A 26,161-nucleotide genomic window follows, 5' to 3' on the forward strand; every position below is an offset into this window, starting at 1 on the left:
GAGAAATAATGGATCTTTCAACCATACTAGGGATGGTTCTTGCGGTAACTAGTATTTCCGTAGGGGATATATTAGAAGGGGGAAATCCTTTACATGTTATTCACCTTTCTTCTTTTCTTATCGTTATGCCAACTGCCGCTTTTTGCGCAATGACCTCAACTCATAAAAAGATTGTTAAGGCAGCTTATAAAGAATTAAAAATTGTTTTCAAGGGTTCAGGAGTTAATTTGCCAGAAAGAATAGCTCAATTGATTGAATTTGCAGTTATAGCACGTAGGGATGGACTTTTAGCTCTTGAATCAAGAACTAATGAAATTGAAAATGAATTTTTAAAAAATGCTATGATGATGCTTGTTGATGGTAAAAGTTTTGAAGAAATTCATGAAAGTATGGAAATTCAAACCGAACAATTAGAGGAACACTATAAAGAATGTGCCGAATATTGGATAGTCTTTGGAGAAACTTGTCCGACTATGGGACTAGTTGGAGCTGTTTTTGGTTTGATTTTAGCCCTTAAACTTTTGGATAACCCTCAAGCAATGGCGGCAGGTATTTCAGGTGCATTTACAGCTACGGTTACAGGAATCTTTGGAGCATACGCTTTATATACTCCATGGGGTAGAAAATTAAAAGCCAATGGTATGGAGTTTGTTAAAGAACAAATTGTAATTACAGAAGCCGTCAAAGGAATAGCAGAAGGAGCAAATCCTAGAGATTTAGAAGCTAAACTCTTTAATTTCTTAAGCCATGATGATGTAAGAATTTCACAATTTGATAAAGGTTAAAAATGGCTAAAAAAGTAAAATGTCCAGAGTGCCCAGCTGGTGAAAAATGGGCTGTTCCTTATGCAGACTTTTTATCTTTACTTTTGGCACTTTTTATTGCTCTTTGGGCTATTTCAAAGTCTAATCCAGCTAAAGTAGAAGCTTTAAAAACCGAATTTGTTAAAATTTTTGATTATACCGCGACTCAAACAGTGCAACAACAAAATCAAGATACCCATAAATTTAAAGGTTCTCAAGAAGAAAAAGATGATGAATTAAATAAATTAAAAAAAATGACTCTTAATCAGCAAGAAATCATTAAAAAACTTCAAGCTGCACTTGATCAATCAGACAATCAAGAAATACTCAATCTTCCTTCTAAAGTTGAATTTGAAAAAAACAGCTCTGAAATAGAATCTGCTGATATTCAAGATTATCTAAAACGCATAGCTCAACTCATTTCATATCTACCTCCTCAAGTAAAAATTGAAATTAGAGGTTATACGGATAACAGTGAATCTTCTCTTAGAAGTTATGAGTTAGGATACGCAAGAGCTCAAAGCGTTTTAAAATACCTTATGAAAGGTGGAATTAATACTAAAAATATCACCCTAAAAAGCTATGGACTCAATGATCCTCTAAATGGAAATCCTCAAGCTTTAGAAAACAATCGGGCAGAAATTTATTTTAAAGTTGATACACAAGATAAAGACGCTAAACAATCTGTATTAGATCTTATAGAAAAGAGTAAATAAAATTTACTCTTTTAACTATTATTTTTCTTTACTTGCCCTGCTAAACGCCCCTTATTATTAGTATTATAAACAAAGCCTAATACCTCAGCAACCGCTTTAAATAATTCTCTAGGAATCAAATCATCAACATCGCAAACCTTATAAAGCTCTCTTGCTAAAGGAGGGTTTTCATAAACCACTACATTATTATCATAAGCAACTTGCTTAATACGCAAAGCAAGAAAATCAACTCCTTTAGCAACTACACGAGGTGCTTGCTCTTTTGTAGTATCATAACGTATAGCAACTGCATAATGCGTAGGGTTTGTGATCACCACATCAGCTCCAGCAACATCTTGCACCATACGACGCCTTGCAGCTTCCATTTGCAAACGTCTGATTCTACCTTTAACTTGTGGATCTCCTTCCATTTGTTTATATTCATCTTTTATCTCTTGTTTGCTCATCCGCAAACTTTTAAAATATTGAAATCTCACTAAAAAAACATCTAAAACAGCAATCACTAAAAAAGCAATGATCACAATAGAAGCTAAAATAATTACTTTATCTCTAAGCCAATTAAGTTGTTCAACTAAATTATAACGCTCAAGAAGGGGCAATTCATTCATAAATTTCAAAAGAACAACAAAAGCTATACTAAAAACCACTCCTACTTTTAGAAGAATTTTAAAAGTATCTAATATCTTTTTTAAAGAAATTAAATTTTTAATTCCTTTTAAAGGATTGATTTTTCCTAAATTTGGCATAATGGGTTTAGTAGTAAAAATAAAACCAAACTGCATAATATTTCCCAAAACCCCAGCCACCATAATACTTAAAACTATAGGTGCAAGCATGATTAAAACCTCCAAAATACTTTTAATCATAATACCTTGAACTATACGCAAATCCAATTCCGCACCAATAAAACTTTGATAATATCTATATAAATTTGTAATTCTTTGGCCTATAAAACCCATAGTAAATAAAGTAACAGCTAAGCCTATTATTAAAGTTACTATAGCTGCAGCATCTTGAGATTTTGGAACATTACCTTCATTACGGGCATCTTCTATTTTTTTGGACGTGGGTTCTTCGGTTTTTTCTTGATCTTCGCCTGGCATTAACAATCCTGATTAAAATGATAAGAAAATTATATAATGAAAAAGGATGAAATTCAATAAATTCAAGAAGTTTTAAAGAGGAATGCCTCTTTAAAGAGGCATTTTAATTATAATTTACTTTCATTTTTATTAAGATATTCAGCAACACCTTTAGGATCAGCTTTCATACCCTCATCACCTTTATTCCAACCTGCAGGGCAAACTTCACCGTGTTCATTTGTGAAAAGCATAGTATCTACCATTCTAATCATTTCATCGATATTTCTACCTAATGGTAAATCGTTAATAACTGCATGACGAACTGTTCCATCAGCATCTAATAAGAAAGAACCTCTAAGTGCCACCGCTTCAGCATAAAGAACATCAAAATTTCTAGCAATTTGTTTTGTTAAATCAGCCACAAGTGGAAATTTAACCTGACCAATACCACCTTGATTAACTGGAGTATTTTTCCAAGCAAAATGTGAAAATTCATTATCTCCTGAAATTCCGATTACTTCGATGCCACGATCTTTAAATTCTTGATATCTCTTATCAAAAGCGATAATTTCTGAAGGACATACAAAAGTAAAATCTTTTGGATAAAAAAATACCACAGCACCTTTTGGTCCTATATTTTTATAAAGATTAAAATCTTGAACTATTTCATTATTTCCTAGTACTGCAGGTGCAGTAAAATCTAAAGCTTTTTTTGTAACGATCATATTTTTCTCCTAAATAATAAATTTTATTAGTAACAAAATTATATCATTTAAATCTTTAAAAAATTTTAAAATAAGATAATTAATGTATTGTATTAAATTCTTTGGAATTTTTACAAAACATAATCTTTATAAAATATTAAAATATTATTATCAAAATTTTAGTTTTTTGATTATCAAAATTTTAGTTTTTTTAAGAATAGTATGATACAATTTTTTTCGTAAAATCTCAAATTAAAAGGAAAAAAGATGGCTGTAAAAATTACAGATATTTGTATTGCTTGTGGTTCTTGTATTGATGAGTGTCCAGTTAGTGCTATTGTTGATGATGCTAGCAATCCAGAAGGTCAAGATAGTTATTATGTTTATGCAGATAAATGCGTTGAGTGTGTAGGTCATAATGATCAACCAGCCTGTGCAAGCGCTTGTCCAACTGATGGATGTATAGTATGGAGCGAAGTTGCTTCAGGGCAACCAAGCCGCGATAATATCGGTGCAGATATGAGAAATGGAGATACTCCAGTTTTTGCTTAATCCATCCAAAAGCTAGTTTCTACTAGCTTTTCTTTAATTTTTTTTAAAAAAAATCTAGTATAATTCCAACTTTGCTTAACATAACAAAAAAACAAATTTATTATTTTTGTATTATTTTAGGAGTAAGTTTATCATGGAAAAAACTTTATCAATTATTAAACCAGATGCTGTTCGAAAAAATCTCATAGGTAAAATTTTAGATCGTTTTGAAAGCAATGGACTTAAAATAATTGCATTAAAAAAAATTCAACTTACAAGCGAACAAGCGGAGAATTTTTATGCTATTCATAAAGAAAGACCTTTTTTTAAAGATTTAGTGAATTTTATGATCAGTGGTCCTGTTGTTATTTCTATACTAGAAGGCGAAAATGCTGTCTTAAAAAACAGAGAACTAATGGGAGCAACCGATCCAAAAGAAGCTAAATCCGGCACTATTAGAGCAGATTTTGCAGAAAGTATCGATGCAAATGCTGTTCATGGAAGTGATAGTTTAGAAAACGCAAAAAACGAAATTGAGTTTTTCTTTAAATCAAATGAAATTTGCTAAATGAAAATTAGTTTTTCAAAGATTAATAACACAAACTATCCTTTTAAACTTAATCTTGAAAATATAATTTTTGAAGGAAATTTAGCAAAAATAAATACAAAACTTGTTAAAATAAATGCAATAATGCAAGGTTTTGTTTATAGACCTTGTGATAGCTGTGGTGAAGAATTGGAACTTTGTGTTCATGAAAATCTAGAGCTTTTTGCAAGCGATGGTATTTTTAAAGATGAAAATAACGAATTAAGCAATACCATAGAATTTTTCGATGGACAAATAGATCTTATAGAAGTTGCAATTAGCGAACTTGAAGCTTATTTGAGTGATTATTTTTATTGTAATCACTGTAAAAATAAAAATTAATTAAATTAAAAAGGAGATAAAATGGCAGTACCTAAGAGAAGAGTAAGTAAAACTCGTGCAGCAAAAAGAAGAACTCACTATAAAGTTAGTCTTCCTATGCCTATAAAAGATAAAGATGGCAGCTATAAAATGCCACATCGTGCAAACCCAAATACTAAGGAATATTAAAATCAATGATAAGCATTGCTATTGATGCAATGGGGGGAGATTTTGGGGAAAAACCTATTATAGAAGGCGTTATTGAGGCATTAAAAGAAAAACCTTTTAATGCTGTACTTGTAGGTGACTCTAAAATTTTAAAACCTCTAATTCCAAAAGATTTTGAACAATATATCCAATACGAAGAGGCTCATGAAGTTTTTTCTATGGATGAAAATGCAACTGATGCTTTAAAACGTAAAGATACTACAATTTACAAAGCCATAGAATTAGTCAAAAATGGCAAAGCCAAAGCTGTTGTTTCAGCTGGTCATAGTGGGGCAAGTATGTCTTTAGCCACTTTAAGACTTGGAAGATTAAAAGGAATTTTAAGACCTGCGATCGCTACTTTAATGCCAAATGTAGTCGGCAAAACTCTCTTTTTAGATGTGGGAGCAAACACAGACTGTAAAGCAGATCATTTGTTTCAATTTGCTATTATGGGAGATATCTACGCTAAAGAATTAATGAAAATTTCTAAACCTCGCTTAGCATTGCTATCCAATGGAGAGGAAGAATGCAAAGGGAATGAACTCACTAAAGAAGCACATCAAATGATGAAGCAAATTCCAAATTTTATCGGCAACGCTGAAGGTAGAGATATTTTTAATGGAGAAATTGATATTTTAATTTGCGATGGCTTTAATGGCAATGTGATCTTAAAAGCATGCGAAGGTGTAGCGACAGCTATTTTTCAAATTTTAAAAAGAGAAGTTCGACAATCAATTTTTGCAAAAATAGGTGCTTTGATGATGAAACCTTGCTTTAAAAAACTTAAAAAACATATGGATTGGCAAGAATATGGAGGAGCACCTTTGCTAGGAGTGAATGGTTGTGTGATCATTAGTCATGGAAAAAGCGATGCTAGGGCGATTAAAAATGCTATTTTTCAAGCGATCAATTTTGGAAAATCCAATATTAACACCTTAATAGAAAATGAATTAGAGAAGTACAATGCCTAAAGCAAGTTTAAAAAGTATAGCTTCTTATGCACCTGATAAAATTTTAAGTAATTTTGATCTTGAAAAAATGGTCGATACAACCGATGAATGGATTGTTAAACGCACTGGAATTAAAGAACGCAGAATTGCTAATGATGATGAACAAGCTAGTGATTTAGGAACAAAAGCAGCTATAAAGGCCATTGAAAGGGCGAATTTAAAAATTGAAGATATTGATGCCTTACTTGTTGCGACTTTAAGTCCTGATTATTTTACCATGCCATCTACAGCTTGTAAAATTGCTGCAAATTTAGGACTTAAAGATGTTACGGCTTTTGATGTTTCAGCTGCTTGTACTGGATTTATTTATTTATTAGAACAAGCCAAAGCTTTTGTAGAAAGTGGTCTTAAAAAAAATGTTCTTATTATAGGAACAGAAAAAACAAGTTCTATTATTGATTATAGTGATAGAAGCATGTGTATCCTTTTTGGAGATGGTGCAGGAGCTGGTATTGTCAGTCTTGATGAGCAAAATACCATCCTTGATGTCCATACGGCAAGTAATGGTAATTTTGGAAATCTTTTAATGACTCAAAGAGCCCAAAAATCTAGCATTTGCCATCCTTTAATGATGCAAATGAAAGGAAATGAAGTTTTTAAAGTAGCAGTGCAAACGCTTAGCAATGATGTTGTTGATATTTTAGCGAAAAACAATATTGATTCTAAAGATATAGATCTTTTTATCCCTCATCAAGCTAATTTACGCATCATTAAAGCTGTTCAAGAGAGACTAAATTTAAGCGATGAAAAGTGTGTTGTTACAGTCCATAAATACGGTAATACTTCAGCAGCATCTATACCTATGGCTATGAATGATGCTTATGAGGAAGGACGTCTTAAAAAAGGAGATTTGATTTTGCTTGACGCCTTTGGAGGAGGATTTACTTGGGGTTCTGCTTTATTAAAATTTGGTGGAGAAAATTATAAGCAATAATTAATTATTGCTTATTTTTCCAAAAGCTTGAATTTCCACAAGATAGCCTTCTGCTAAAATGCTTTGAACACAAGCTCTTACAGGTTTAGCATAATCTTTAATCCATTCATCATAAATTTCATTCATAGCTTCAAAATCATCCATATTAGCAAGCCATATTTGAATTTGTATGAGAGAATTTTTATTGGCACCTATTTTTTTAAGCAAAAGTTCAATTTCTTGCAAAGCTTCTTGGGTTTGTTTTTTAATATCGCCTTTAGGATCAAAAGCTACTTGTCCTGCTGTTTTAAAATAATCATCATAAACGACAACTTGAGACATTCTTTGACATTCATCATAACGTTTTATCATTGATATTTCCTTCTAAATTCTTTCATAAATTCACATAAAATTTGCACCTGTTCTAAAGTGATGGCGTTATAAATACTTGCCCTAATTCCACCTAAAATTCTATGACCCTTTAAACCTATTAATCCTTCTTTTTCAGCCTCTTGAACAAAAATAGGATTTAAGTCTTTATTGATTGAAAAACTAACATTCATTAAAGATCTATCTTTTTTATGAGCATGTCCTTGATAAAATCCTTCACTTGAGTCTATATAATCATAAAGCATTGTAGCTTTTTTTAAATTTCTATCATATATTTGATCAAGTCCACCTTGTTTTAAAATCCATTTTGTTTCCAAATCAAAAATATAAATAGCAAAAGTTGGAGGCGTATTATATAAAGATTGATTTTCAACATGAATAGCATATTTAAGCATGCTAGTTAATTTTTTTTGACGTGATCTTTCGATCATATCTTTACGTATAAAAACACAACTCAAGCCAGAAATTCCAGCATTTTTTTGTATGCCACCATAAAAAAGAGCTATATTTGAAAAATCAACTTTTTTAGAAAAAAAATCACTTGATGCATCTACAATCAAAGGACTTTTTGTTTTAGGATAATCTTTAAACTGCGTTCCATAAATAGTATTGTTAGAACAAATATAGGCATAATCAGCATGATCGCTAAAATCGATATTTGGAATGTGATTGAAATTATCATCTTCACTGCTAGCAACTACTTTAACATCAACGCCTAAAATTTGAGCTTCTTTAATAGCCTTACTTGTCCAAACCCCTGTATTAGCATATTCACAAATTCCACCCAAAGATAAATTCATCGGTATCATTGCAAATTGCAAACTAGCGCCTCCATGCAAAAAGAGAACTTCATAATCATCATCTAAACCATAAATTTCTTTTGCTCTTTCCATAGCTCCAAAATGTATTTCTTCAAAAACTTTAGAGCGATGTGAAATTTCCATAATAGAATATCCCTTGCCTTGATAATCACATAATTCATTTCTTGCATGCTCTAAAATTTCCAAAGGTAAGGTAGAAGGACCTGCACTAAAATTAATCTTTCTCATCTTTCACTCCTCTAAAATTTTTGCTTGTTTTTGCACAGTTTGAGAACTTAAAAGCACGGTATCACCATCTTTTAAATCTTGCAATTTTACTATTTTACCATTTTGACTTAATGAAATTAAATTTTCACTTTTTTTAAAAAAATTTTCATGCTGAAAAAAAGAATTTTCTATTTTTTCCAATTTTAAATTTGCTTTTTCTAATTTATTTTTAATTAAAAGCTTGATTTGTTTCATTAAAAGTGAAATTTGATCTTGTTTATCCCCTATAGTTTTTTTTAAAGATTTAGCTTTAAAAATTTGATACAAATTTAAAAGCAAGTCTTGGTAATTTTGCATCTTTTGATTCATCGTTTTTCTAAAATTTTCTTCTAAATTATCCAAATTTTGCTCTAAATCTAACTTAGAATAAAATAAAAAATCTATCGCTGCCGAAGGAGTTGGCGCTCTAAAATCAGCAACAAAATCACTAATAACATAATCAATCTCATGTCCAATAGCTGAAACAATAGGGGTTTTAGCTTTAAAAATTTCTCTTGCTAAATTTTCATCATTAAAGCAAAAAAGATCTTCTCGACTGCCACCTCCTCTAGCTATAATAAGAATATCAAGATCCATAGCATCGGCTTTTCTTAAAGCATTGATTAAAGAGTTTGGCGCTGTATTGCCTTGGGTTAAAGCATTAAAAATATAAATTTTGGCCAAAAAATATTCTTTTTGATCAATAAGCTTTAACATATCTTGTAAAGCCGCTGAAGTTTTTGAAGTGATGATTCCTACTTTTTTTGGAAATTTGGGCAAAGCTTTTTTATGGATACTATCAAATATACCCTCGTTTTGCAATTTTTCTTTTAGGGCAATGAATTGACTTTCTAAATCACCAAATCCAGATTTTTTCATATTATTAGCAACAAATTGGTACCTTCCGCTTTCAGGATACAAACTAACATTGCCAACCAATTCTAGCAAATCCCCTACTTCGGGCTTAAAATGAACTTTTAAATTATTATTTTTAAACATAACGCAAGCTATGCTTGATTTTTCATCTTTTAAATCAAAATACCAATGTCCTGAACCATGTATAGTGATTTTTGAAATTTCACCACTAAGCACAATATCAACAAAATGCGTTTCTAATAAAGCCTTAGCTTTTAAATTTAATTCACTTGGAGTCATAATTTTTTAGCTATAAACATTGAACTAACACCAAAACTAAAGCTTTTAAAATCTATCATTTCAAAACCAGAGTCACTCAATTCTTTTATAAATTCTTCCTTACTTAAAAATTCATCAATAGAATTAGGCAAATACTCATACGCGCTTTTATTTTTACTGATAATTCCACCTAAAGTTGGCAAAATATTTTTCAAATAAAAATCCCTCAGAGTTGCTATAAATCCGCCTTTTTCTCTTTTTGTAAATTCTAAAATAACAAAAATTCCGCCTTTTTTCAAGACTCTAAAAAATTCATTTAAAGCTTGTTTCCTCTCTACTACATTGCGAATTCCATAACTTATACTTACGATATCAACGCTTTGACTCTCTAAAGGTAAATTTTGAGCCTTTGCTTGTATAAAATCAATGTTTGGAAATTTTTGCTTAGCAATCTCTAGCATACCTTCGCTTGGATCAATGCCTTTAATGCTTGCAATATTTTTAGAAAGCATCTTAGCTTTTTCTTGCCATATAGCGATCATATCGCCTGTTCCGCAAGCGACATCAACTATATTGATAAAATCAGGTTTGTAATACTTTAAAACCTTTTTGCAAGCGAATTTACGCCAACTTATATCAACCCCGAAACTTAAAATTCTATTGGCTTTGTCGTAACTTGGAGCAATTTCATTGAACATTTCTATGATTTTATCTTGTTTTTGCATTAATACCCTTTATAAATTTTTAATCCTTTATTTGATCGAGAGATTAATTTAAAGAATTTTTCTCTTTTTTTAATCATTTTTACAATCATTTTTTCTCTAGTTTCAAAAAGAAAAAATTTTTCATTGAGCTTATTTAAAGATTTTATATCAAAAAAATTGCAAAAATATTCTAAAAAAATTAACAATTCTGAAAAACTCCTTGAAAATTTTTCATTCTCAAAATTTTTCAATAAATTTTTTTTAAAAAAAATCAGCTTTTTTCTAAATTCATTAGCTAAAATTTGTTTAAAAAGTTTATCCTTTTGCAAACCTTCATAAAAAGAATTTTCTTTTATAAAAAAATCAAAATCACTAAACAAACTTTGCAAATTTTCACTGCTTAAAAACAAAAGCAATTCTTCAAGATTTTCATCTTTTTGAAAAAAAATATTGCATTTTTCGACAATTTCTTGAAATCTTAAAGATAAATTTGTATTTAAATTCTTATCAAAAATTTCTTCTGTGTCTAATAAAACTATATTAATTTTATCAGCATAAGAAATAAACTCGTAAAAATATTCTTCTTTTTTCTTATCTAAAGCCAAATTCCAATAAAATTTTAACTTTTTAAAAAGATAAAATAAGAAAATTCTATAACCCTCAAAAGCATTGATTAAGCCTGAAAATTTTAAATTAAAAGTCTGATTTTTTTCGATATTCTTAAAATATTTTTCTATATTAATTTGTTCAAAATCACAACCATAAAGAGTTATAAATTTAGAATCCAAGATGTAATCAAATTCCTTTTGAATTTTAAACTCATAAGGCAAAATAAAACGATTTGCTTCATCTAAGGTTGGAAAAAAAATTTTCAAAATATAAATTTTAGATTTATTATAAACTTCAATAAAACTTTTTAAAGAGCAAAATTTAAACTCGTAACGTTTCTTTTTAATGCTCTTTCCTATACTTTTTTTACGAGCTTTTTCAAATTCTTTTTTTGATATTTGTTCTTCTTGATTTTGCTCTAAAATTTTATCATTAGTTTCTATGATTTTATAATAAAAACCATCAACACTCTTAAATTTGATACTTTGAGAATGGGTTATTTTGGTATAAAAAATCTCAAGCTCGTGAATTTTAAATAAAACTCCGTCTTCTTGAAGATTTTTTAAAAGTGTGGCATTAGGAAGTAAAAAATTTTTTTGAATTTCATATACCATTAAAATAACCTTTAAATTAATAGGTTATTTTAACTTTATTTTCCTTAATGACACTTTTTGCAACTATCAATATAGGTGCAAACCGCTAAATAGTTGATCAAGCTTCCTATTTTCTTTTCTAAAAATTCTTGATACTCTTTAAGTTTTACATCCTTAAAACTAAGATCTTCTATATTCCCACATTTAGAACAAACAATGTGCATATGTTCTTCTTCATAAATATCATAACAAGTTTTTTGATTTAAAGCATTGATTTCAACAACTAAACCTTGCTCTCTTAAAGTATTTAAATTCTTATAAACTGTAGCAAGCGATATGGAAGGATATTCTTGCTTGATTTCCTCATAAAGCTCTTCAATATTTGGATGTTCATGTCTTTTTAAAATCTTTAAGATGCATAATCTTTGTGGAGTAGCTTTTAAATCATGCTTTTTAAGCATTTGTAATATTTCCATTATCAACAATCCTTAAAAATTTATGATGAAAGGAATGATAATAAAATTTTCATTAAAAGAAGTTTATATCAAATAATATTTTTTATCAATTAATAAAATAAAATTTATTTATCATTGCAAATAAATCTTTATTTTTTCCACTATGCTTTTAACATCGAGTTTTAACTTTTTCTCTACTTCGCTTGTCTTTCCGTGTTCAATAAATTCATCTTCATATTCAAAAGAAATGATTTTAATGTCTAAATTGTATTTTTGGATAAAGCTTTGTAATAAACTTGCTACTCCGCCAATTTTAGCATTTTCACTAAATACAAACCAAATTTTACTTTTTTGTGCCAAATCTTTTAAAAGCATCTCATCCAAAGGTTTAGCAAAAATCAAATCAATTAAATTAATTCTTTCTTGCATTTCATTTAAAACTTGCCAAGCTTTGCCCACGCCTTGCCCATAACCTATAAAAGCGATTTTACTTTGTTCATTTTTTATCAACCATTGTGCTTTACCTAACTCTATCTTAGAAGAAGAAAATTCTTGATTTAAGATAAAACTACCCCTAGGATAACGAAAAGCTAAAGGTCCTTGATGATGATAAGCATATTCCATAATATTTTCCATCATCAACTCATCTCTAGGAGCAACAAGGGTTAAATGAGGCAAAGGCGCTAAAAAACTCACATCAAAAACGCCTTGGTGAGTTTCTCCATCTTCACCCACTATACCAGCTCTATCCATAGCAAAAACAACATTTAAATTCATAATAGCACAATCATGAATCACTTGATCATAAGCGCGCTGTAAAAAAGTACTGTATATAGCTATAAAAGGTTTAAATCCTTCTCTTGCCATAGCTGCCATAGAAGTTACTGCATGCTGTTCAGCAATGGCAACATCCCAAAATCTTTGCGGATATTTCTCAATTAATTTATCAAGCCCTGTTCCACTAGGCATAGCAGCTGTAACACCTACGATATTTTCATATTTTGAAGCTAATTCTAATAATTTTTGAGAAAAAATTTCAGTTGCACTTTTAGTAGAACTTTTTTTCAAAGCCTCGCCGCTATCAATATCAAAAGCTCCCACCCCATGCCATTTAGAATGCTGACCTTCTGCTAAAGCATAACCCTTACCTTTTAAAGTTTGAGCGTGAATTACACAAGGTTTTTGCATTGCCTTTGCTTGCTTTAAAGCAGAAATAATCTCTGCTAAATTATGCCCATTAATAGGCCCTATGTATTCAAGTCCTAATTCTTCAAACAAAAGCCCAGGAGTGATCAATCTAAAACTTTCCTCAAAACGCTTAGCCATATAGGTTGCAGAATCTGGTAAAACACCCAACATTTTTGCAACTCGTTTTTTAAAATTTTGATAAAACTGTGTCGCCATTGCTTGAGAAAGATATTTTGAAATCGCACCTATTGGTTTTGAGATACTCATCTCATTATCATTTAAAATTACAACGCAAGGAAATTTAGAATCCCCTAACTCATTTAAAGCCTCATAAGCCATTCCTGCACTTAAAGCTCCATCGCCTATGAGTGCCACAGGGATACGTTTTTCACCCTTTAAGGCTATAGCTTTACAAGCCCCAACCGCTAAAGAAAGAGATGTGCTAGAATGTCCCGCAATAAAATAGTCTCCCTCGCTAGGCTTTGTATAACCGCTTAATCCATCAACTTGTCTTAGAGTATGAAAAATTTCTTCTTTTCCGCTTAAAAGTTTATGGGTGTAAGATTGATGAGAAACATCAAAAATAAAAGGATCAGTTTTTGCATCAAAAACCGTATGCATAGCTATTGTTAATTCCACCGCTCCCAAATTAGAACTTAAATGCCCCCCATTTTTAGAGACAACTTTTATAATTTCTTCCCTAATTTTTTGAGCTAAATTTTCAAGTTCATTAATACTTAAAAATTGTAATTTTTCTTGAGTATGAGTAAAAATTTTATTCATTATTGATCATCTTTTTAATTTTAGTCAAACGAGAATTTAAATTAGACTCTATATTTCCAGCATCACTTAAGATAATCACACTTCCTTTACTAATAGCATCATCAAGATTTATTTTTATGTGTTTAAATTCACTAAAATGATCTTTTAGATAATCATAATCATTAGAATTAACCTTAATTTCAATCGCACTAGCCCCTTTTAATTCACTCACTAAATTTTGAGCTAAAGCATACGCGATTTTGCTAGAATTATTTTCAAGTTCTTTAATAATAACTTCCTTAGCTATATCTATAGCTGTATCAGCTAATTCTTTTTCATTTTTTTCTATAAAAGAATCTAATTTTATACAAGCTTCATCAAGCTTGGCAATGCTTTTTAAATATTTATCTTTTAATTCATCTAATTCTTTTTGGAATTCTATCTTAGCTTTTTCGTATCCTTCTTTTGAAAATTTTTCTTTAGCATTTTCAAGTTCAGAATTTAAGCGATTGTTAAATTCATTTTCTTGACTTTCAATTTGCATTTGAAGTTTTATAATATTGCTTGACATTTCATCAGTTTTTTTAAGTAAATCCTCTACAAAACTTGGTTGAAAAGCAGGTATTGTATTGGATTCATTTTGTATAGGTTCTAAATTGGACACTTCTTCTTGTTTTAATTCTGGCGTTGTAGGAGTGGGAATTGCTTTCTCATTTTCTTGAGTATTTTTCTCTACTTTATTATCAAATTCTGAAATAACCTTAAAATGATAACCTTCAACAACATGCTGTTCTGAAGTTGCACCCGAAATAACATTACTACGACTAGCCATTTTCTACCTACTCTATCATTTCATCAGCATCGCCTGTTTGAACTAGGCCTTGCTCTGCTAATTTTTGAACCACTTCAACCACTTTTCTTTGCGCATCTTCAACATCTTTCACACGCACAGCTCCCAAAAATCCCATTTCTTCAAGAAAAGCTTCACTCGCACGTGTAGACATATTTGCTAAGAATTTTTGTTTTAATTCTTCACTAGCTCCTTTAAGACCTATCATAAGATCTTTTTTATCTGCTACTTTTAAAATTTCTCTTATTGCTTGAGTGCTGAGTTTTTGTATATCATCAAAAGTAAACATAAGTTCTTTAATAGTTTCAGCCAATCTCTCATCACTTTGCTCAATATAAGTAATAGTAGATTTAGAAGCCTTTTGACCCAAGCGATTAAGTACTTCAGCCACGGCTCTTGGACCACCCACTTCAACTTTATAAGAAGTAAGACTTTCAAGCTTGCTTTCCAATACAGCAGAAACCCTTTTAATAATGCTTGGAGAAATATCCCCAAGATTTGCCATTCTGATCACAACTTCAGCTCTTAATTCATCACTAAAATACTCTAAAGTTTCCGCAGCATGAATTGAATCCATGTGTGCTAAAATAAGAGCAATAGTTTGCGGGTGTTCTTTTACAATAAAATCAGCAAGTTGCTGAGGTTTAATTTGTGCCAAATAAGCAAAATTCTGATTATTTTCCATACTTTTTGTAAGTTTTTCAAGAATCCTATTGGCAATTTCAGGACCAAAAGTACGAAATAATATTTCTTTAGCATATTCTAAACCGCCACTTTTAATGTATTGATTAGATTGAAGTAAGGTATAAAATTCTTCCAAAACAGCTGTCGCTACAGATCTATCAACATTTTTTGCCATAGCAATATATCGTGAAATTTCTGTAATAACATCAATTTCCATATGCGAAAAAACAGAAGTTGTGGCATCTTCACCAAGCTGTATAAGAAAAATCGCTACCTTTTCAGGCATCGATAAATCATCATAAACCATTTTTTGTTCTTCGCTAAGCTTGATCATCTATATATCCTTATCACTAAATTCGCTATCATTTTGAATTAAATTCTGCAAAAGCACAGCAATTTCTTCGCCCTTATCACTTACTAAACCTCTTAATTTTTCAAGTAAAACCTCATATTGAATAGTATCTTCATTGAAATTTTCTCCGAAGCCAAGTTGCTCTTCAACCTTTTTCCTAGCCATATTGAATTTTTCTAATGCGTCTTCAGCCTCATCTATAATTGCATTAACCCCGCCCTCTTTAATATCTTCTTGAGTAGCCATATCCTCAAGCATTTTTTGTGTAAATGGCGTAATGACTTTTTTGTAAAAAATAAAAAGCAAAATCGCTGCAATAAAATACTTAACAGGTGGAATGAAAGGCTCAACAAAACGATTGTAAAAGGTTTTAACCTTGCTTTCAACCCTAACAGTCTCGCGATGGAATGGTAAATTTTGCACCACAACACTATCACCTCTAGCTTGATTGTAATTAATAGTGCTTTTAACGATACTTTCTATACTAGCTAGTTCTTGTTTTGTGAGAGGAACATATTCACTTTTAACATCTCCATTTGCATCAACAACATCTTGATATTTTCCATCAATCGTAACCGCAGCTGAAGTTCTAATAATGGTTGCAAATTGTTTTTTTGTATTGGTAATTGTTTTTGAAATTTCATTATTGGTTGTAACTTGATTTTTCTTATAAGTATCAATTTCTCCCTTATTATCAAGCCCTTCAACAGGACCTGTATTTGAAACCGCACCTGGAACACCTTGAACTTCACGATCTTTTCTTCCAGTTCTTTCTTCATTTAAAGTTTGCTCACTTCTTACAACAGTATTTGGATCATAAATTTCACTTTGAGATTCTTGTTTAGAAAAATCAAAATCTATATTTACACTTACCTTTACCTTATCTGTCCCTCCTGCAAAAGGAGCTAAATTCTCTATAATTTTATCCTCTAAGGCTTTTTCTTGATCGCTTTTATATTTGATCTGCTCTCGAACTAAATCATCACTGTTATCTTTATCATCTAAAGGAATACCTCTTTGATCACTGATTTTAATATTGTCTTTTTTAAGATTTGCAACTGCAGCCGAAACGATATTTTTAATCCCATCAATTTGCTTTGCCGTAAGCCTTAGACCTTCTTTAACATTAACTACTACTGAAGCGGTTGGCGGAATTTGTCTTTCTGTAAAAACAGAATCTTTTGGAATAGCTATATGCACGACTGCACTACGAATAGGCTCTAAAGTTTCAATCGTTCTTGATAGTTCCCCTTCAAGGGCTCTTCTATACTTTATAGCGATATCTTGATCGGTTGCACCAAATTGCTGTTGATCAAAAGCTTCAAAACCTATGCGACTATCCTTAATAAGTCCTTCGCTTGCAATGAACATTCTTTGGCGATAAACCTGATCTTTAGGAACTAAAATTTTATTTTCACTAGCAAGTTTGTAAGGGATATTGTTTTGCTCAAGCTTAGCCACAATAGCAGCTGAAGAGCTAGGACTAACATTTTCTACTAAAACTGCATATCCATCACTTGAACCACTTCCACCTCCGCGAAATAATGCTAAAAACACTAAAAAACCTACAACAACCACTATAGATGCAGCAATAACAATCAATTGCTTACGAGTTAATTTTTGAAAAAGTTGTCCGATTTGGTGTAGCATTTCTTTAAAATCCATTAATTTCCAGTCCCCAGCTTAATGATTTTTATATTTTCAATTCTTTAAATTTCAATAAAATCAGCAAATTTTATCAATTTTAATATAATTTTACCAAATTTATTTATTAAACTCATAAATTATTTTTATATTATCAAACATTTTAGCAAAAAGCACTTTATAATTTTTAAAAATTTACATTAATTTTATATTTTGTTATAAAAAATATAAAGTTTATTTCAAAATCTTTCCAAAGTTCTTGCAACGGCAAAAATTTTGTCATAAATCAATTCTATGGCATCATGATCTAAATTTTTTAAATTTTTATTTTTTAAACGATCAAGAATCTCTTTTTCTCTTTTGGGATAATAAATTTCTTTATTATGGTTTTTTTTAATTTCTCCTATAATTTTAACATAAGCCATTCTTTCATTTAAAAGCTCTAAAATTTTATCATCCACTATATCAATTTTATCTCTTAGTTCTTTTAAATCAAGCATTGCTCTTCCTTTAAAATTTCAAAAATACTCGGATAAACTCCATCAAGAACGCTTGTATCAATGCCTTTAGTATTGTTTAGTTTTCCACTTAAAACTAAATAAGTTTTCATATTTAATTCTTTTGCTTTAAGTAAATCCCCTTTAAAATCGTCACTGATTATTTTTATATCTTCAAATCGAGCATTGTAATTTTGCATTTTTAACAATTTTAAAGCCTCGTTATAAAAAATCACACTTGGCTTACCCACAACATCATATTCAAAATGAATTGCGTTTTTAAGCATAGCCATTATACTTCCTACCCCTGGGTAAGATTTATTGTCTTTTTTATAAATGCTACTTTCATGCATAGCCACAACTTTAACTCCATTTTTAATCATTTCTATAATACTAGCAAAATCATTAAATTTAAAATCATCAAAACTAGCAATAAGAACTAATTCTGGATTTTTAAAATCCAACTTAAAGCCAAGCATTTCAAGACTTTGCAAAAACTCATTAGCACCAAAAGCAGCAACTTTACAAGGCTTAAAAAGAGTTTTTAAAATACAAAAAGGATCTAAATAAGCATTATCTTTTATATTTAAGCCCTTTTGTCTTAAAATTTCTAAAAAATCAAGTTTTTTGGTATTGTTTGTGATAATCACATAAGCAAGATTATTTGTATTTAAAAAATCGATTAATTCTTTGGCTCCAAAAATTAAAGATTTATCAGCATCTGAAATAAGCGTTCCTTGAACATCTAAAAAAAACATTTTAAACCTTTATAAACTTCTCCTCTAAAGCAATTTGATCTTTAAAGCTTTCTCTTTGGCGAATCAGTCTTATCATCCCATTTTCTAAAGCTAATTCGCAAACTTTATTTCTAGTGTTGTAATTACTACTCATACTAAAGCCGTATGCTCCAGCATTTTTAATCACCATTATATCACCATTTTGCGTATGAGGTAATAATCTTTCCTTAGCAAAAAAATCACCGCTTTCACAAACCCCACCTACAACGTCACATAGGCTTTCTTCTCCTTGATTATAAGGCATATCAATTTCATGATAAGCTTCATATAAACTTGGACGTATCAAATCATTCATAGCGCCATCAACGATAATAAAACGCTTTGTTTTATTGTGTTTTTCATAAAGTACTGAACAAACAAATTCCCCATTTGAGGCTACCAAAAATCGCCCTGGTTCCATTCCTATAGTTACATCAAGTCCATTAAGACTAGCTAAAATTGCTTGTGCGTACTCATAAAGATTAGGTTCTAGATCTGTTTTTTCATAAGCTACGCCAAGCCCTCCACCAATATCAAAAAATTTAAGATCAATCTTTAAAGCTTTTAATTCTTTAACGAGTTTTGCAACAATACTAGCTGCTTCATATATAGGGCTTAAATCTAAAAGTTGTGATCCAATATGAAAATGTATCCCAACAGGTTCTAAAAAAGAAGAATTCTTTGCATAAATATACATTTTCTTAGCACTCTCAATTTCAACCCCAAATTTATTTTCATTTAATCCTGTAGAAATATAAGGATGAGTTTTTGCATCTACATTAGGATTAACCCTTATGCTAATTCTTGCCTTAGTGTTTAATTCTTTAGCCACTTGCTCCAAAAGTATCATTTCAGCTTCACTTTCAAGATTGATATATAAAATGTTATATTTTAAAGCAAGTTTGAGTTCTTCTTTGGTTTTACCTACTCCACTAAAAATGATTTTATAAGGCTTTGCGCCCACTTTTAAAGCACGTTTAACCTCACCTATACTCACACAATCAAATCCGCTATCTAATTTAACAAGCATTTGTAAAAGGCTTAAATTTGAATTGGCTTTTACGGCATAAAAAATTTGTGATTTTCTAGCTTTAAAGGCATTTTTTAATTCTAAAAATTTTTCTTTAATCGCATCAAAATTATAGATATAAAAAGGGGTTTGAAATTCATCTTTAAGTTTTTTATAATCCATACTTTCCTTCTTTAAATTTTAATATCAAATCAACGATTTTTATAAAACTTCATTAGGCCAAAAAAGCCTAGCAATACAATAGGCAAAACGATACCAATTTCACTGATTATAACGCCATTTTCACTTAATCTTGAAAACAAATATAAAAATCCCCAAGATAGTAATGTCACCACAAAAGCAACAAAAGCCACAAAAGCAAGATTAAAAAATCTAGAAATAACAGGAAAATAATAATACATAATAAGCATTAAAAAAGGAGCAAAAAATGGCATAAATATAAGTTTATAAAGATTAATCTTTAGCGTTTCTATGCTAATGTTTTGATCCTTGAAAAGCCTTAGACTCTCCCAAGCATCCAAAATAGAATAATTACTATTGCTCGCAACACTTTCAATGATTTTTGGCTTAAAGCCCTCTAAAGCACTTAATTCTTTAAAATCTTGCACATCAATGCCTTTAGCGCCCAGCATATATTCTTTAGGAAGAGTGGTTAAATTTCCATCTTTTAAGATCCAATTTCCCTCTTTAAAGGATGCTTTTTTAGCTTCAACAAAAGAATTTAAGGTAGAGTTATTAAGATCAAAAATTTTGATATTTTGGACGCTGTTTTGTCCATTGTTTATTTTAGAAATATAAACAAAATCATTATTGAATTTTAAAAAAACTTCTCCACCTTGTTTATTTAAAACTCCATTTTTTAAAATATTTTTTTTATAATCATTTGCATAGGCAAAAGAAGTAAAATTTAAACCAATATAAACACAGCAAAAAAACAAAGCCCATAAAAAAGGGAAGATAACGACTAAATTTTTACTGATTCCTAAAGCGTAAAAACTTACAAATTCATTAGTTCTAATCATTGAAATGAGTGACAATATAAATGCAAAAACTATAGAAAGTGGCAAAATATAAGGCACAGCAGAACAAGCTAAAAAAACCACATAAAGTAGCTGAAGATTGACACTTTGTGGCAAATCTTTAAAATTTAAAAGCAAATCAATACCACAATAAAAACCAATTAAAGATAAAAATATTATGAAAAAATTCTTAAGATAAATTTCTGAAATGAAACGAAAAAAAATCCACATTTTAAGCTCTTAAACTATACAAAGATGAAACACTTGATAAATCTTTTTCAATCAGTTCAAATAATGCTTTTTTAGAGTGTTCTAAGATTTTATCTAAAATTATTTTTTCCTCGTCTTTAAATTGTCCTAAAACATGAGAGATGACGTTTTCTCCCTTGCCTACGCCTATACGCACTCTTTCATAATCATTGCCACATAAAGAATCGATACTTTTTAGCCCATTGTGTCCGCCGCTTGAACCGCCTTTTTTAAAACGCAAAGCCCCTAAATTTATATCGATATCATCATGTATAACTATAAGTCTTTCACATTTATAAAAATCCTTAACCGCTTTAACGCTAGTGCCTGAATTATTCATATAAGTGCTAGGTTTAAGAAGAAGTAAGGAGGAGCCAATCTTAAATAGCTCTCCTTTAAATTTTGAATTGTTAAGATTTGTAAAATTTTGATCTTTTAAAATCAAATCAATGAGCATAAAGCCTACATTATGGCGAGTATTTTTGTATTCCTCACCTATATTGCCAAGCCCTACGACTAAGATCATCTAGCTTTTTCTACGCCAACAACCGCTATCCTATCAGCGTCTAAAATAGTAACACCCTCAGGAACTACTACATCACGAACAAGTAAAGCATCACCTACATCAAGTTTGCTAACATCAAGTTCAAAGAAATTTGGTAAATTTTCAGCTTTACATTTAACTTTTAATCTTCTCTTAGATTGGATTAAAACACCTTTATTTTTAAGACCGATAGCTGTTCCTGTGATTTTAACTGGAACCATATATTTAGAAATCACACCTTTTTGTGCTACTTTTAAATCTACGTGTTTTAAATCACTTGTAACTGGATCTTTTTGATAATCCACAACCACAACATTTAAAGTTTGAGAACCCACTTTAACATCAAAAGCTAAAGTTGTTTTTTTACGAACTTCTTTAATGAATTCATTGACCTTAAAAGCAGCGTGGATATTTTCCAATCCTTTACCATAGATGTTTGCTATTAGATAACCATCTCTTTTTAAAGCTTTAGCTGCTTTTCTACCGATACTCTCTCTAACGATACCTTCTAACATCTTTTTTTATCCTTTCAAAAAAATAAGCTTTAATTTTAGCAAATATTGGCTTAGTTAAAAGTAAAAAAGTATATAATTATGATTTAAAATTGTATTTGGGATATTTTTTGAAAAAAGAATTAAATACTGCTTGGCTATGGGTTATTTTTGGAGCCTTGATAGAGTGCTTTTGGGTGAGTGGTTTAAAATACTCCTATGAAATTTGGCATTATTGCTTAACCGCTATAGGCATTTTTATCTCTTTTAATTGTTTTTTAAAAGCATGTAAAAAAATAGAAATCAGTGTAGCTTATAGTGTTTTTGTAGGCATTGGAACCGCTGGCATTGTGATAGCTGAAATTGCCATTTTTCATGAAAAATTTTCTATTTTAAAAATCTTTTTCATACTGCTTTTATTGCTCGGTGTGATAGGTTTAAAATTTAGTTCTAAAGAGAATTAATGGCTTGGATATTTTTAATCATTGCTGGAATTTGTGAAATTATAGGTGTTATCATCATGAAAAAATACGTCGACACACACGCAAAAAAATATCTTTTATTACTCATATTTTGCTTTATGTGCTCTTTTATGAGTTTGAGTTTAAGTATGCAAAGCATTGCTATGAGTATTGCTTATGCTATTTGGACAGGTATTGGTGCCGTGGGTAGTGTTGTAGTTGGTATAGTTTTATTTAAAGAGAGAAAAAATTTTTTAAAACTCTTTTTTATCTCAATGATTTTATTTTCCACTATAGCTTTAAAATTACTTTCTTAAAGGATTAAAATGCAAATTTATATTAGTGGTATTCACACTGATGTTGGAAAAACGTATTTAAGTGCTAGAATTTGCAAAGAATTGGGTTTTGATTATTTTAAACTCATTCAAGCAGGCACTCCAAAAGATAGTGATATCATAGCTCAATTTAGCCCAAAAACTAAAATTTTTAAAGAGGGTATATTTTTACAAACTCCCGTATCACCTCACAAGGCAAAAACTCTAGAAGGGTTAAATTATAAAGCTTTTGATATTGCTTTGCCTCAAAGTGATAAACTCATTATAGAACTTGCAGGTGGTATTTTTTCACCTATTGATGATGAAAAAACAATGATTGATTTTATGCAAAAATTTAAACGCCCTACCATTTTAGTCGCAAAAGATTATTTAGGAAGTATCAATCATACGCTTTTAAGCATAGAAGCCTTAAAACAAAAAAATATACCCATCCTAGCCTTAGTTTTAAAAAGTGAAGATCCTTTTAGTAAAGATTTTATACAAAAATATACACAAATTCCCATCATAGATTTTGATGATAAGGTTTGCGAGAAACTTTTAAAAATCATTAATAAATTTTAATGTATTATTTGTTTATCAATAAAGGAGTGAAAAATGAAACAAATATTATTTAAATTTTTGATTTTGAATTTTTTACTTGTAGTTTGTGCATGTTCACAGGATGGTTCATCCGTAGATGACTTGTTTAAAAAAGGTCAAGAGGCGTTAAAAAGTGGTGATCGAGATAAGGCTATAGAGTATTTAAAACAAGCTTGTAATTTAAATTCGGGATTAAGATCAGGATTTTCTTGTTATCAAGTTGGAAATTTTTATCGCAATATTGTGGGTGATACACGTAAATCTTCGGAATATTATGAAAAAGCTTGTGATTTAAATTTAGGACTTGCTTGTTTTGCAAGTGCAGATACATACCGTATTATAAATCCTGATAAAGCTTTAAACTATTATAAAAAAGCTTGTGATTTAGAAATATCACAAAGCTGTGTTGAACTTGCAAATTTATACATAGAAGAAAATAATGCTTCTAAATTTTTAGAATATCTTAACAAAGCTTGTGATTCAAAAGATGCAAAAACTTGCAATGATCTTGCAAAAATATATGAACAAGGGGTAATAAAATATAAACTAGGAATAGAAGATAAAGAAATATCAATCAAAAAAGATAGCTCTAAGGCCTTACAATACTATAAAAAAGCTTGTGATGAAGCTGAAAGTAATGATAGCGCTAAACAAGATTATTGCGAAAAATATCATCAATTAAAAAGCAATTTTTAAAAATTATTTTAATCCTAACTTTTACATTATAAAGTTAGGATTTCACATTTTAGCTTCACATAAAATCTAATTTTAAAAAATCTTTAAAATTTTTATCATGTAAGCAATTTTCTAAGCTTCTTTTATCGTATATCACTAATTTCAAAAATCATTGAAAATTTGCTCTAAACTATCCACTACATAAGAAATTTGCTCCTTTGTAATCACATAAGGGGGCATAAAATAAATTGTATTTGCAAGCGGCCTCAAAAGCAAATCTTTTTTTAAAGCTCTTTTAAAAACCTCAAGCCCAGCTCTTTCGTATTTTGCATTTAAAATATCAAAAGCACTGATCATCCCGCAAGTTCTAAAATTACCAAGAAAATCAAATTTTTTAAGTCTTGAAAACTCTTGCTGTATAAAGGTGCTTAAAATTTTATTTTTTTCTAAAATATTTTCATTTTCAAATATATCTAAAACTGCATTTGCCGCAGCACACGCTAAAGTATTTCCCGTATAACTATGAGAATGCAAAAAAGCTTTATAGTCTTTGTAAGGTGCGTAAAAAGCTTGATAAATTTCATCCTTAGTAAGCACCACAGAAAGAGGCATAAACCCACCCGTAATTCCTTTTGAAAGACAGATAAAATCAGGGCTTTGTTTGCATTGATGTAAAGCAAAAAGCGTCCCTGTGCGTCCAAATCCCACGGCAATTTCATCAAAAATAACTTGCACATTAAATTCATGACAAAGCTTTATGGCTTCATCAATAAATCCTGCCTCATACATATGCATATTTCCAGCACACTGCACTAAAGGTTCTAAGATAAAAGCACAAATTTCACTAGAATGCTTTTCTAAAATCCCTTTTAAAACAAAAAGTTCTTCTTGATAGTCTTTATTTTTTGGGACAGGGGTATTAAGACATTCTAAAAGCAAAGGATTGTAAGTATCTTTATAAAGTGCAACATCTCCCACGCTTAAAGCCCCTAAAGTTTCGCCATGATAAGAATTGCTTAGAGATAAAAATTTATTTTTTTTCAAACCCTGATTTAAATGATAATGAAAACTCATTTTAAGTGCTATTTCTACCGCACTTGATCCATTATCTGCGTAAAAACATTTATTAAAATCTCTCCCAACTTTTTCACAAAGTCTAGCTGAAAGTTTGATAATAGGCTCATGCGTAAAACCAGCCAAAATCACATGTTCAAGCTCATCAACTTGCTTTTTAATGGCATTTGCGATTTTTTCATTACAATGCCCAAAAAGATTCACCCACCAAGAACTGATGCAATCTAAATATCTTTTATCGTCAAAATCATAAAGCCAAACCCCCTTAGCTTTTTTTATAGGGATTAAAGGCACATTCTCATGATCTTTCATTTGAGTACAAGGATGCCAAATGTGTTCTAAGTCCAGTTCTTTTAAATTCATTTTTACTTCTTTGATTTTTAGTGCAATAATACTACATTTTTATACAAAAGCACTTTAAAATCAACATAGATATTTAGAAAATATTTATATAATTAAGATTTATAATTATCATTTTTATTTTGAAAGGAAAACGATGAAAAAAATATTAATTATTTTGGGATTTTTATTTAGTTTTGTATATGCTCAAGAAGATTTAGTCAAAAAAGGAGTTGAAGCTTATAGCAAGGGTGATTATCTGACAGCTTTAAAATATTTTCAAAAAACTTGTGATTTAAAAGATGGTGAGGGTTGCAGTAATCTTGGATTTATGTATGCATTTGGATTAAAAGTTAATAAAAATTATTTTAAAGCTATGGAATTATTTAAAAAAGCTTGTGATTTAAAAAATGGTGACGGATGCAGTAGACTTGGGGTTATGTATCAAGAGGGAATAGGTATTAAAAAAGATCTTTCTAAAGCTTTAGAGTTTTATAAGAAAGCTTGTGATTTAAATCATGGTTTTGGATGTTGCAATCTTGGGATTATGTATGCAGATGGAACAGGTGTTAAAAAAGATATTTCTAAAGCTTTAGAGTTTTTTGAAAAATCTTGTGATTTAAATGACGATCTTGGGTGTTATTATCTTGGTGCTATGTATGAAGATGGAATAGATGTTAAAAAAGATATTTCTAAAGCTTTAGAGTTTTATAAGAAATCTTGTGATTTATCAGGGGAAGATGAAGCTTGTCAAAGTTATATAAGGCTCAAAAAATAAAGCTTA

Annotated in this window: 31 protein-coding genes and 1 pseudogene; 13 read left to right on the forward strand and 19 right to left on the reverse strand. The window is 30.0% G+C overall.

Features of this window, described 5'->3' with window-relative positions; all coding sequences use genetic code 11:
• Positions 1-8 precede the first annotated feature (8 nt).
• On the forward strand, positions 9-785 hold the full coding sequence (gene motA, locus CQA75_RS01395; RefSeq protein ID WP_137623277.1) for a flagellar motor stator protein MotA: 777 nt from the start codon (positions 9-11) through the stop codon (positions 783-785).
• Between the two features lie 2 nt (positions 786-787).
• Positions 788-1,519, forward strand: a complete 732-nt coding sequence (gene motB, locus CQA75_RS01400) for a flagellar motor protein MotB (protein WP_137623278.1) — start codon at positions 788-790, stop codon at positions 1,517-1,519.
• An 11-nt stretch (positions 1,520-1,530) separates the two neighbouring features.
• On the opposite strand, the gene flhB is transcribed toward motB, so the two are convergent.
• Together flhB and CQA75_RS01410 are read right to left on the reverse strand one after the other, a co-directional pair.
• On the reverse strand, positions 1,531-2,622 hold the full coding sequence (gene flhB, locus CQA75_RS01405; RefSeq protein WP_137623279.1) for a flagellar biosynthesis protein FlhB: 1,092 nt from the start codon (positions 2,620-2,622) through the stop codon (positions 1,531-1,533).
• Positions 2,623-2,729: 107 nt separating this feature from the next.
• Positions 2,730-3,326, reverse strand: a complete 597-nt coding sequence (locus CQA75_RS01410) for a peroxiredoxin (RefSeq protein ID WP_137623280.1) — start codon at positions 3,324-3,326, stop codon at positions 2,730-2,732.
• A gap of 246 nt (positions 3,327-3,572) precedes the next feature.
• On the opposite strand from CQA75_RS01410, the gene CQA75_RS01415 reads away from it, so the two are divergent.
• From CQA75_RS01415 to CQA75_RS01440, 6 genes are all read left to right on the forward strand, one after another.
• Positions 3,573-3,857 carry a DUF362 domain-containing protein gene (locus CQA75_RS01415; protein ID WP_137623281.1) on the forward strand — a complete coding sequence of 95 codons (285 nt, stop codon included), beginning with the start codon at positions 3,573-3,575 and terminating at the stop codon, positions 3,855-3,857.
• 133 nt (positions 3,858-3,990) lie between these two features.
• Positions 3,991-4,404, forward strand: a complete 414-nt coding sequence (gene ndk / locus CQA75_RS01420) for a nucleoside-diphosphate kinase (RefSeq protein ID WP_137623282.1) — start codon at positions 3,991-3,993, stop codon at positions 4,402-4,404.
• Positions 4,405-4,764: a hypothetical protein gene (locus CQA75_RS01425; RefSeq protein WP_137623283.1), complete on the forward strand. Its 360-nt coding sequence runs from the start codon at positions 4,405-4,407 to the stop codon at positions 4,762-4,764. It abuts the gene before it with no gap.
• A gap of 21 nt (positions 4,765-4,785) precedes the next feature.
• The gene (gene rpmF / locus CQA75_RS01430; RefSeq protein WP_002778205.1) at positions 4,786-4,932 is read left to right on the forward strand and encodes a 50S ribosomal protein L32; all 147 of its coding nucleotides are present in this window, start codon (positions 4,786-4,788) and stop codon (positions 4,930-4,932) included.
• Positions 4,933-4,937: 5 nt separating this feature from the next.
• A complete protein-coding gene (gene plsX, locus CQA75_RS01435) occupies positions 4,938-5,924 on the forward strand; it encodes a phosphate acyltransferase PlsX (RefSeq protein WP_137623284.1) in 987 nt (328 codons plus the stop codon).
• Complete coding sequence (locus CQA75_RS01440; protein ID WP_137623285.1) at positions 5,917-6,897, forward strand: beta-ketoacyl-ACP synthase III; 981 nt, start codon at positions 5,917-5,919, stop codon at positions 6,895-6,897. Before plsX ends, CQA75_RS01440 begins: the two co-directional genes overlap by 8 nt.
• Here CQA75_RS01440 and CQA75_RS01445 read toward each other — a convergent pair whose 3' ends face one another.
• From CQA75_RS01445 to CQA75_RS01520, 16 genes and pseudogenes are all read right to left on the reverse strand, one after another.
• Positions 6,898-7,248: a RidA family protein gene (locus tag CQA75_RS01445; RefSeq protein WP_137623286.1), complete on the reverse strand. Its 351-nt coding sequence runs from the start codon at positions 7,246-7,248 to the stop codon at positions 6,898-6,900.
• On the reverse strand, positions 7,245-8,315 hold the full coding sequence (serC, locus tag CQA75_RS01450) for a phosphoserine transaminase (protein WP_137623287.1): 1,071 nt from the start codon (positions 8,313-8,315) through the stop codon (positions 7,245-7,247). Before serC ends, CQA75_RS01445 begins: the two co-directional genes overlap by 4 nt.
• Positions 8,316-8,318: 3 nt before the next feature.
• Positions 8,319-9,488 carry an exodeoxyribonuclease VII large subunit gene (gene xseA, locus CQA75_RS01455; RefSeq protein WP_137623288.1) on the reverse strand — a complete coding sequence of 390 codons (1,170 nt, stop codon included), beginning with the start codon at positions 9,486-9,488 and terminating at the stop codon, positions 8,319-8,321.
• Complete coding sequence (gene ubiE, locus CQA75_RS01460) at positions 9,485-10,192, reverse strand: bifunctional demethylmenaquinone methyltransferase/2-methoxy-6-polyprenyl-1,4-benzoquinol methylase UbiE (protein WP_137623289.1); 708 nt, start codon at positions 10,190-10,192, stop codon at positions 9,485-9,487. Before ubiE ends, xseA begins: the two co-directional genes overlap by 4 nt.
• The gene (locus tag CQA75_RS01465; RefSeq protein ID WP_137623290.1) at positions 10,192-11,394 is read right to left on the reverse strand and encodes a hypothetical protein; all 1,203 of its coding nucleotides are present in this window, start codon (positions 11,392-11,394) and stop codon (positions 10,192-10,194) included. Before CQA75_RS01465 ends, ubiE begins: the two co-directional genes overlap by 1 nt.
• 44 nt (positions 11,395-11,438) lie before the next feature.
• Positions 11,439-11,849 (reverse strand): peroxide-responsive transcriptional repressor PerR, encoded by a 411-nt coding sequence (perR, locus tag CQA75_RS01470; RefSeq protein ID WP_137623291.1) that lies wholly within the window; start codon positions 11,847-11,849, stop codon positions 11,439-11,441.
• 111 nt (positions 11,850-11,960) lie between these two features.
• The gene (gene dxs / locus CQA75_RS01475; protein WP_137623292.1) at positions 11,961-13,799 is read right to left on the reverse strand and encodes a 1-deoxy-D-xylulose-5-phosphate synthase; all 1,839 of its coding nucleotides are present in this window, start codon (positions 13,797-13,799) and stop codon (positions 11,961-11,963) included.
• Positions 13,792-14,610, reverse strand: a complete 819-nt coding sequence (gene fliH, locus CQA75_RS01480; RefSeq protein ID WP_137623293.1) for a flagellar assembly protein FliH — start codon at positions 14,608-14,610, stop codon at positions 13,792-13,794. Before fliH ends, dxs begins: the two co-directional genes overlap by 8 nt.
• A 7-nt stretch (positions 14,611-14,617) precedes the next feature.
• Positions 14,618-15,646 carry a flagellar motor switch protein FliG gene (gene fliG / locus CQA75_RS01485; protein ID WP_137623294.1) on the reverse strand — a complete coding sequence of 343 codons (1,029 nt, stop codon included), beginning with the start codon at positions 15,644-15,646 and terminating at the stop codon, positions 14,618-14,620.
• Positions 15,647-17,329, reverse strand: coding sequence for a flagellar basal-body MS-ring/collar protein FliF (gene fliF, locus CQA75_RS01490; protein ID WP_137623295.1), 1,683 nt, complete (start codon positions 17,327-17,329; stop codon positions 15,647-15,649). It lies immediately after the preceding gene.
• Between the two features lie 227 nt (positions 17,330-17,556).
• Positions 17,557-17,808, reverse strand: a pseudogene (gene pheA / locus CQA75_RS01495) (chorismate mutase); the annotation flags it as partial.
• On the reverse strand, positions 17,796-18,563 hold the full coding sequence (locus CQA75_RS01500; protein ID WP_137623297.1) for an HAD-IIA family hydrolase: 768 nt from the start codon (positions 18,561-18,563) through the stop codon (positions 17,796-17,798). The pseudogene pheA and the gene CQA75_RS01500, both read right to left, overlap by 13 nt.
• A 1-nt stretch (position 18,564) precedes the next feature.
• Positions 18,565-19,773, reverse strand: coding sequence for a diaminopimelate decarboxylase (lysA, locus tag CQA75_RS01505; RefSeq protein WP_137623298.1), 1,209 nt, complete (start codon positions 19,771-19,773; stop codon positions 18,565-18,567).
• 29 nt (positions 19,774-19,802) lie between these two features.
• Complete coding sequence (locus CQA75_RS01510) at positions 19,803-20,861, reverse strand: LptF/LptG family permease (RefSeq protein WP_137623299.1); 1,059 nt, start codon at positions 20,859-20,861, stop codon at positions 19,803-19,805.
• 1 nt (position 20,862) lies between these two features.
• Positions 20,863-21,405, reverse strand: a complete 543-nt coding sequence (gene pth / locus CQA75_RS01515) for an aminoacyl-tRNA hydrolase (protein ID WP_137623300.1) — start codon at positions 21,403-21,405, stop codon at positions 20,863-20,865.
• The gene (locus tag CQA75_RS01520) at positions 21,402-21,938 is read right to left on the reverse strand and encodes a 50S ribosomal protein L25/general stress protein Ctc (protein WP_137623301.1); all 537 of its coding nucleotides are present in this window, start codon (positions 21,936-21,938) and stop codon (positions 21,402-21,404) included. The genes pth and CQA75_RS01520 overlap by 4 nt, the downstream gene beginning before the upstream one ends.
• A 107-nt stretch (positions 21,939-22,045) precedes the next feature.
• Here CQA75_RS01520 and CQA75_RS01525 point away from each other — a divergent pair, with 107 nt between their 5' ends.
• From CQA75_RS01525 to CQA75_RS01540, 4 genes are read left to right on the forward strand one after another with little or no spacing between them, the layout of a single operon-like run.
• Positions 22,046-22,378, forward strand: coding sequence for a DMT family transporter (locus CQA75_RS01525; protein WP_137621930.1), 333 nt, complete (start codon positions 22,046-22,048; stop codon positions 22,376-22,378).
• A complete protein-coding gene (locus CQA75_RS01530; RefSeq protein ID WP_137623302.1) occupies positions 22,378-22,692 on the forward strand; it encodes a DMT family transporter in 315 nt (104 codons plus the stop codon). Before CQA75_RS01525 ends, CQA75_RS01530 begins: the two co-directional genes overlap by 1 nt.
• Positions 22,693-22,701: 9 nt before the next feature.
• Positions 22,702-23,271 (forward strand): dethiobiotin synthase, encoded by a 570-nt coding sequence (bioD, locus tag CQA75_RS01535; RefSeq protein ID WP_137623303.1) that lies wholly within the window; start codon positions 22,702-22,704, stop codon positions 23,269-23,271.
• A 33-nt stretch (positions 23,272-23,304) separates the two neighbouring features.
• Positions 23,305-23,985: a tetratricopeptide repeat protein gene (locus tag CQA75_RS01540; protein WP_137623304.1), complete on the forward strand. Its 681-nt coding sequence runs from the start codon at positions 23,305-23,307 to the stop codon at positions 23,983-23,985.
• Between the two features lie 141 nt (positions 23,986-24,126).
• Here CQA75_RS01540 and CQA75_RS01545 read toward each other — a convergent pair whose 3' ends face one another.
• Positions 24,127-25,401, reverse strand: coding sequence for an adenosylmethionine--8-amino-7-oxononanoate transaminase (locus tag CQA75_RS01545; protein WP_137623305.1), 1,275 nt, complete (start codon positions 25,399-25,401; stop codon positions 24,127-24,129).
• A gap of 133 nt (positions 25,402-25,534) precedes the next feature.
• On the opposite strand from CQA75_RS01545, the gene CQA75_RS01550 reads away from it, so the two are divergent.
• Positions 25,535-26,155, forward strand: a complete 621-nt coding sequence (locus CQA75_RS01550; protein ID WP_137623306.1) for a tetratricopeptide repeat protein — start codon at positions 25,535-25,537, stop codon at positions 26,153-26,155.
• The last annotated feature ends 6 nt before the right edge of the window (positions 26,156-26,161 follow it).

The sequence above is a fragment of the Campylobacter taeniopygiae genome, assembly GCF_005406225.1.
GTDB lineage: Bacteria > Campylobacterota > Campylobacteria > Campylobacterales > Campylobacteraceae > Campylobacter_D > Campylobacter_D taeniopygiae.

Excerpts from the sequence above, each read along its gene's own strand:
- pth (WP_137623300.1), bottom strand. The coding sequence starts at position 21,405 with ATGATCTTAGTCGTAGGGCTTGGCAATATAGGTGAGGAATACAAAAAT.
- CQA75_RS01550 (WP_137623306.1), top strand. The coding sequence starts at position 25,535 with ATGAAAAAAATATTAATTATTTTGGGATTTTTATTTAGTTTTGTATAT.
- fliG (WP_137623294.1), bottom strand. The coding sequence starts at position 15,646 with ATGATCAAGCTTAGCGAAGAACAAAAAATGGTTTATGATGATTTATCG.
- CQA75_RS01440 (WP_137623285.1), top strand. The coding sequence starts at position 5,917 with ATGCCTAAAGCAAGTTTAAAAAGTATAGCTTCTTATGCACCTGATAAA.
- CQA75_RS01415 (WP_137623281.1), top strand. The coding sequence starts at position 3,573 with ATGGCTGTAAAAATTACAGATATTTGTATTGCTTGTGGTTCTTGTATT.
- rpmF (WP_002778205.1), top strand. The coding sequence starts at position 4,786 with ATGGCAGTACCTAAGAGAAGAGTAAGTAAAACTCGTGCAGCAAAAAGA.
- CQA75_RS01545 (WP_137623305.1), bottom strand. The coding sequence starts at position 25,401 with ATGAATTTAAAAGAACTGGACTTAGAACACATTTGGCATCCTTGTACT.
- ubiE (WP_137623289.1), bottom strand. The coding sequence starts at position 10,192 with ATGCAAAAACAAGATAAAATCATAGAAATGTTCAATGAAATTGCTCCA.
- CQA75_RS01500 (WP_137623297.1), bottom strand. The coding sequence starts at position 18,563 with ATGTTTTTTTTAGATGTTCAAGGAACGCTTATTTCAGATGCTGATAAA.
- ndk (WP_137623282.1), top strand. The coding sequence starts at position 3,991 with ATGGAAAAAACTTTATCAATTATTAAACCAGATGCTGTTCGAAAAAAT.
- fliF (WP_137623295.1), bottom strand. The coding sequence starts at position 17,329 with ATGGATTTTAAAGAAATGCTACACCAAATCGGACAACTTTTTCAAAAA.
- xseA (WP_137623288.1), bottom strand. The coding sequence starts at position 9,488 with ATGACTCCAAGTGAATTAAATTTAAAAGCTAAGGCTTTATTAGAAACG.
- motA (WP_137623277.1), top strand. The coding sequence starts at position 9 with ATGGATCTTTCAACCATACTAGGGATGGTTCTTGCGGTAACTAGTATT.
- CQA75_RS01410 (WP_137623280.1), bottom strand. The coding sequence starts at position 3,326 with ATGATCGTTACAAAAAAAGCTTTAGATTTTACTGCACCTGCAGTACTA.
- motB (WP_137623278.1), top strand. The coding sequence starts at position 788 with ATGGCTAAAAAAGTAAAATGTCCAGAGTGCCCAGCTGGTGAAAAATGG.
- plsX (WP_137623284.1), top strand. The coding sequence starts at position 4,938 with ATGATAAGCATTGCTATTGATGCAATGGGGGGAGATTTTGGGGAAAAA.
- CQA75_RS01530 (WP_137623302.1), top strand. The coding sequence starts at position 22,378 with ATGGCTTGGATATTTTTAATCATTGCTGGAATTTGTGAAATTATAGGT.
- flhB (WP_137623279.1), bottom strand. The coding sequence starts at position 2,622 with ATGCCAGGCGAAGATCAAGAAAAAACCGAAGAACCCACGTCCAAAAAA.
- CQA75_RS01520 (WP_137623301.1), bottom strand. The coding sequence starts at position 21,938 with ATGTTAGAAGGTATCGTTAGAGAGAGTATCGGTAGAAAAGCAGCTAAA.
- lysA (WP_137623298.1), bottom strand. The coding sequence starts at position 19,773 with ATGGATTATAAAAAACTTAAAGATGAATTTCAAACCCCTTTTTATATC.
- serC (WP_137623287.1), bottom strand. The coding sequence starts at position 8,315 with ATGAGAAAGATTAATTTTAGTGCAGGTCCTTCTACCTTACCTTTGGAA.
- CQA75_RS01465 (WP_137623290.1), bottom strand. The coding sequence starts at position 11,394 with ATGGTATATGAAATTCAAAAAAATTTTTTACTTCCTAATGCCACACTT.
- bioD (WP_137623303.1), top strand. The coding sequence starts at position 22,702 with ATGCAAATTTATATTAGTGGTATTCACACTGATGTTGGAAAAACGTAT.
- CQA75_RS01445 (WP_137623286.1), bottom strand. The coding sequence starts at position 7,248 with ATGATAAAACGTTATGATGAATGTCAAAGAATGTCTCAAGTTGTCGTT.
- CQA75_RS01540 (WP_137623304.1), top strand. The coding sequence starts at position 23,305 with ATGAAACAAATATTATTTAAATTTTTGATTTTGAATTTTTTACTTGTA.
- CQA75_RS01510 (WP_137623299.1), bottom strand. The coding sequence starts at position 20,861 with ATGTGGATTTTTTTTCGTTTCATTTCAGAAATTTATCTTAAGAATTTT.
- perR (WP_137623291.1), bottom strand. The coding sequence starts at position 11,849 with ATGGAAATATTACAAATGCTTAAAAAGCATGATTTAAAAGCTACTCCA.
- CQA75_RS01425 (WP_137623283.1), top strand. The coding sequence starts at position 4,405 with ATGAAAATTAGTTTTTCAAAGATTAATAACACAAACTATCCTTTTAAA.
- dxs (WP_137623292.1), bottom strand. The coding sequence starts at position 13,799 with ATGAATAAAATTTTTACTCATACTCAAGAAAAATTACAATTTTTAAGT.
- fliH (WP_137623293.1), bottom strand. The coding sequence starts at position 14,610 with ATGGCTAGTCGTAGTAATGTTATTTCGGGTGCAACTTCAGAACAGCAT.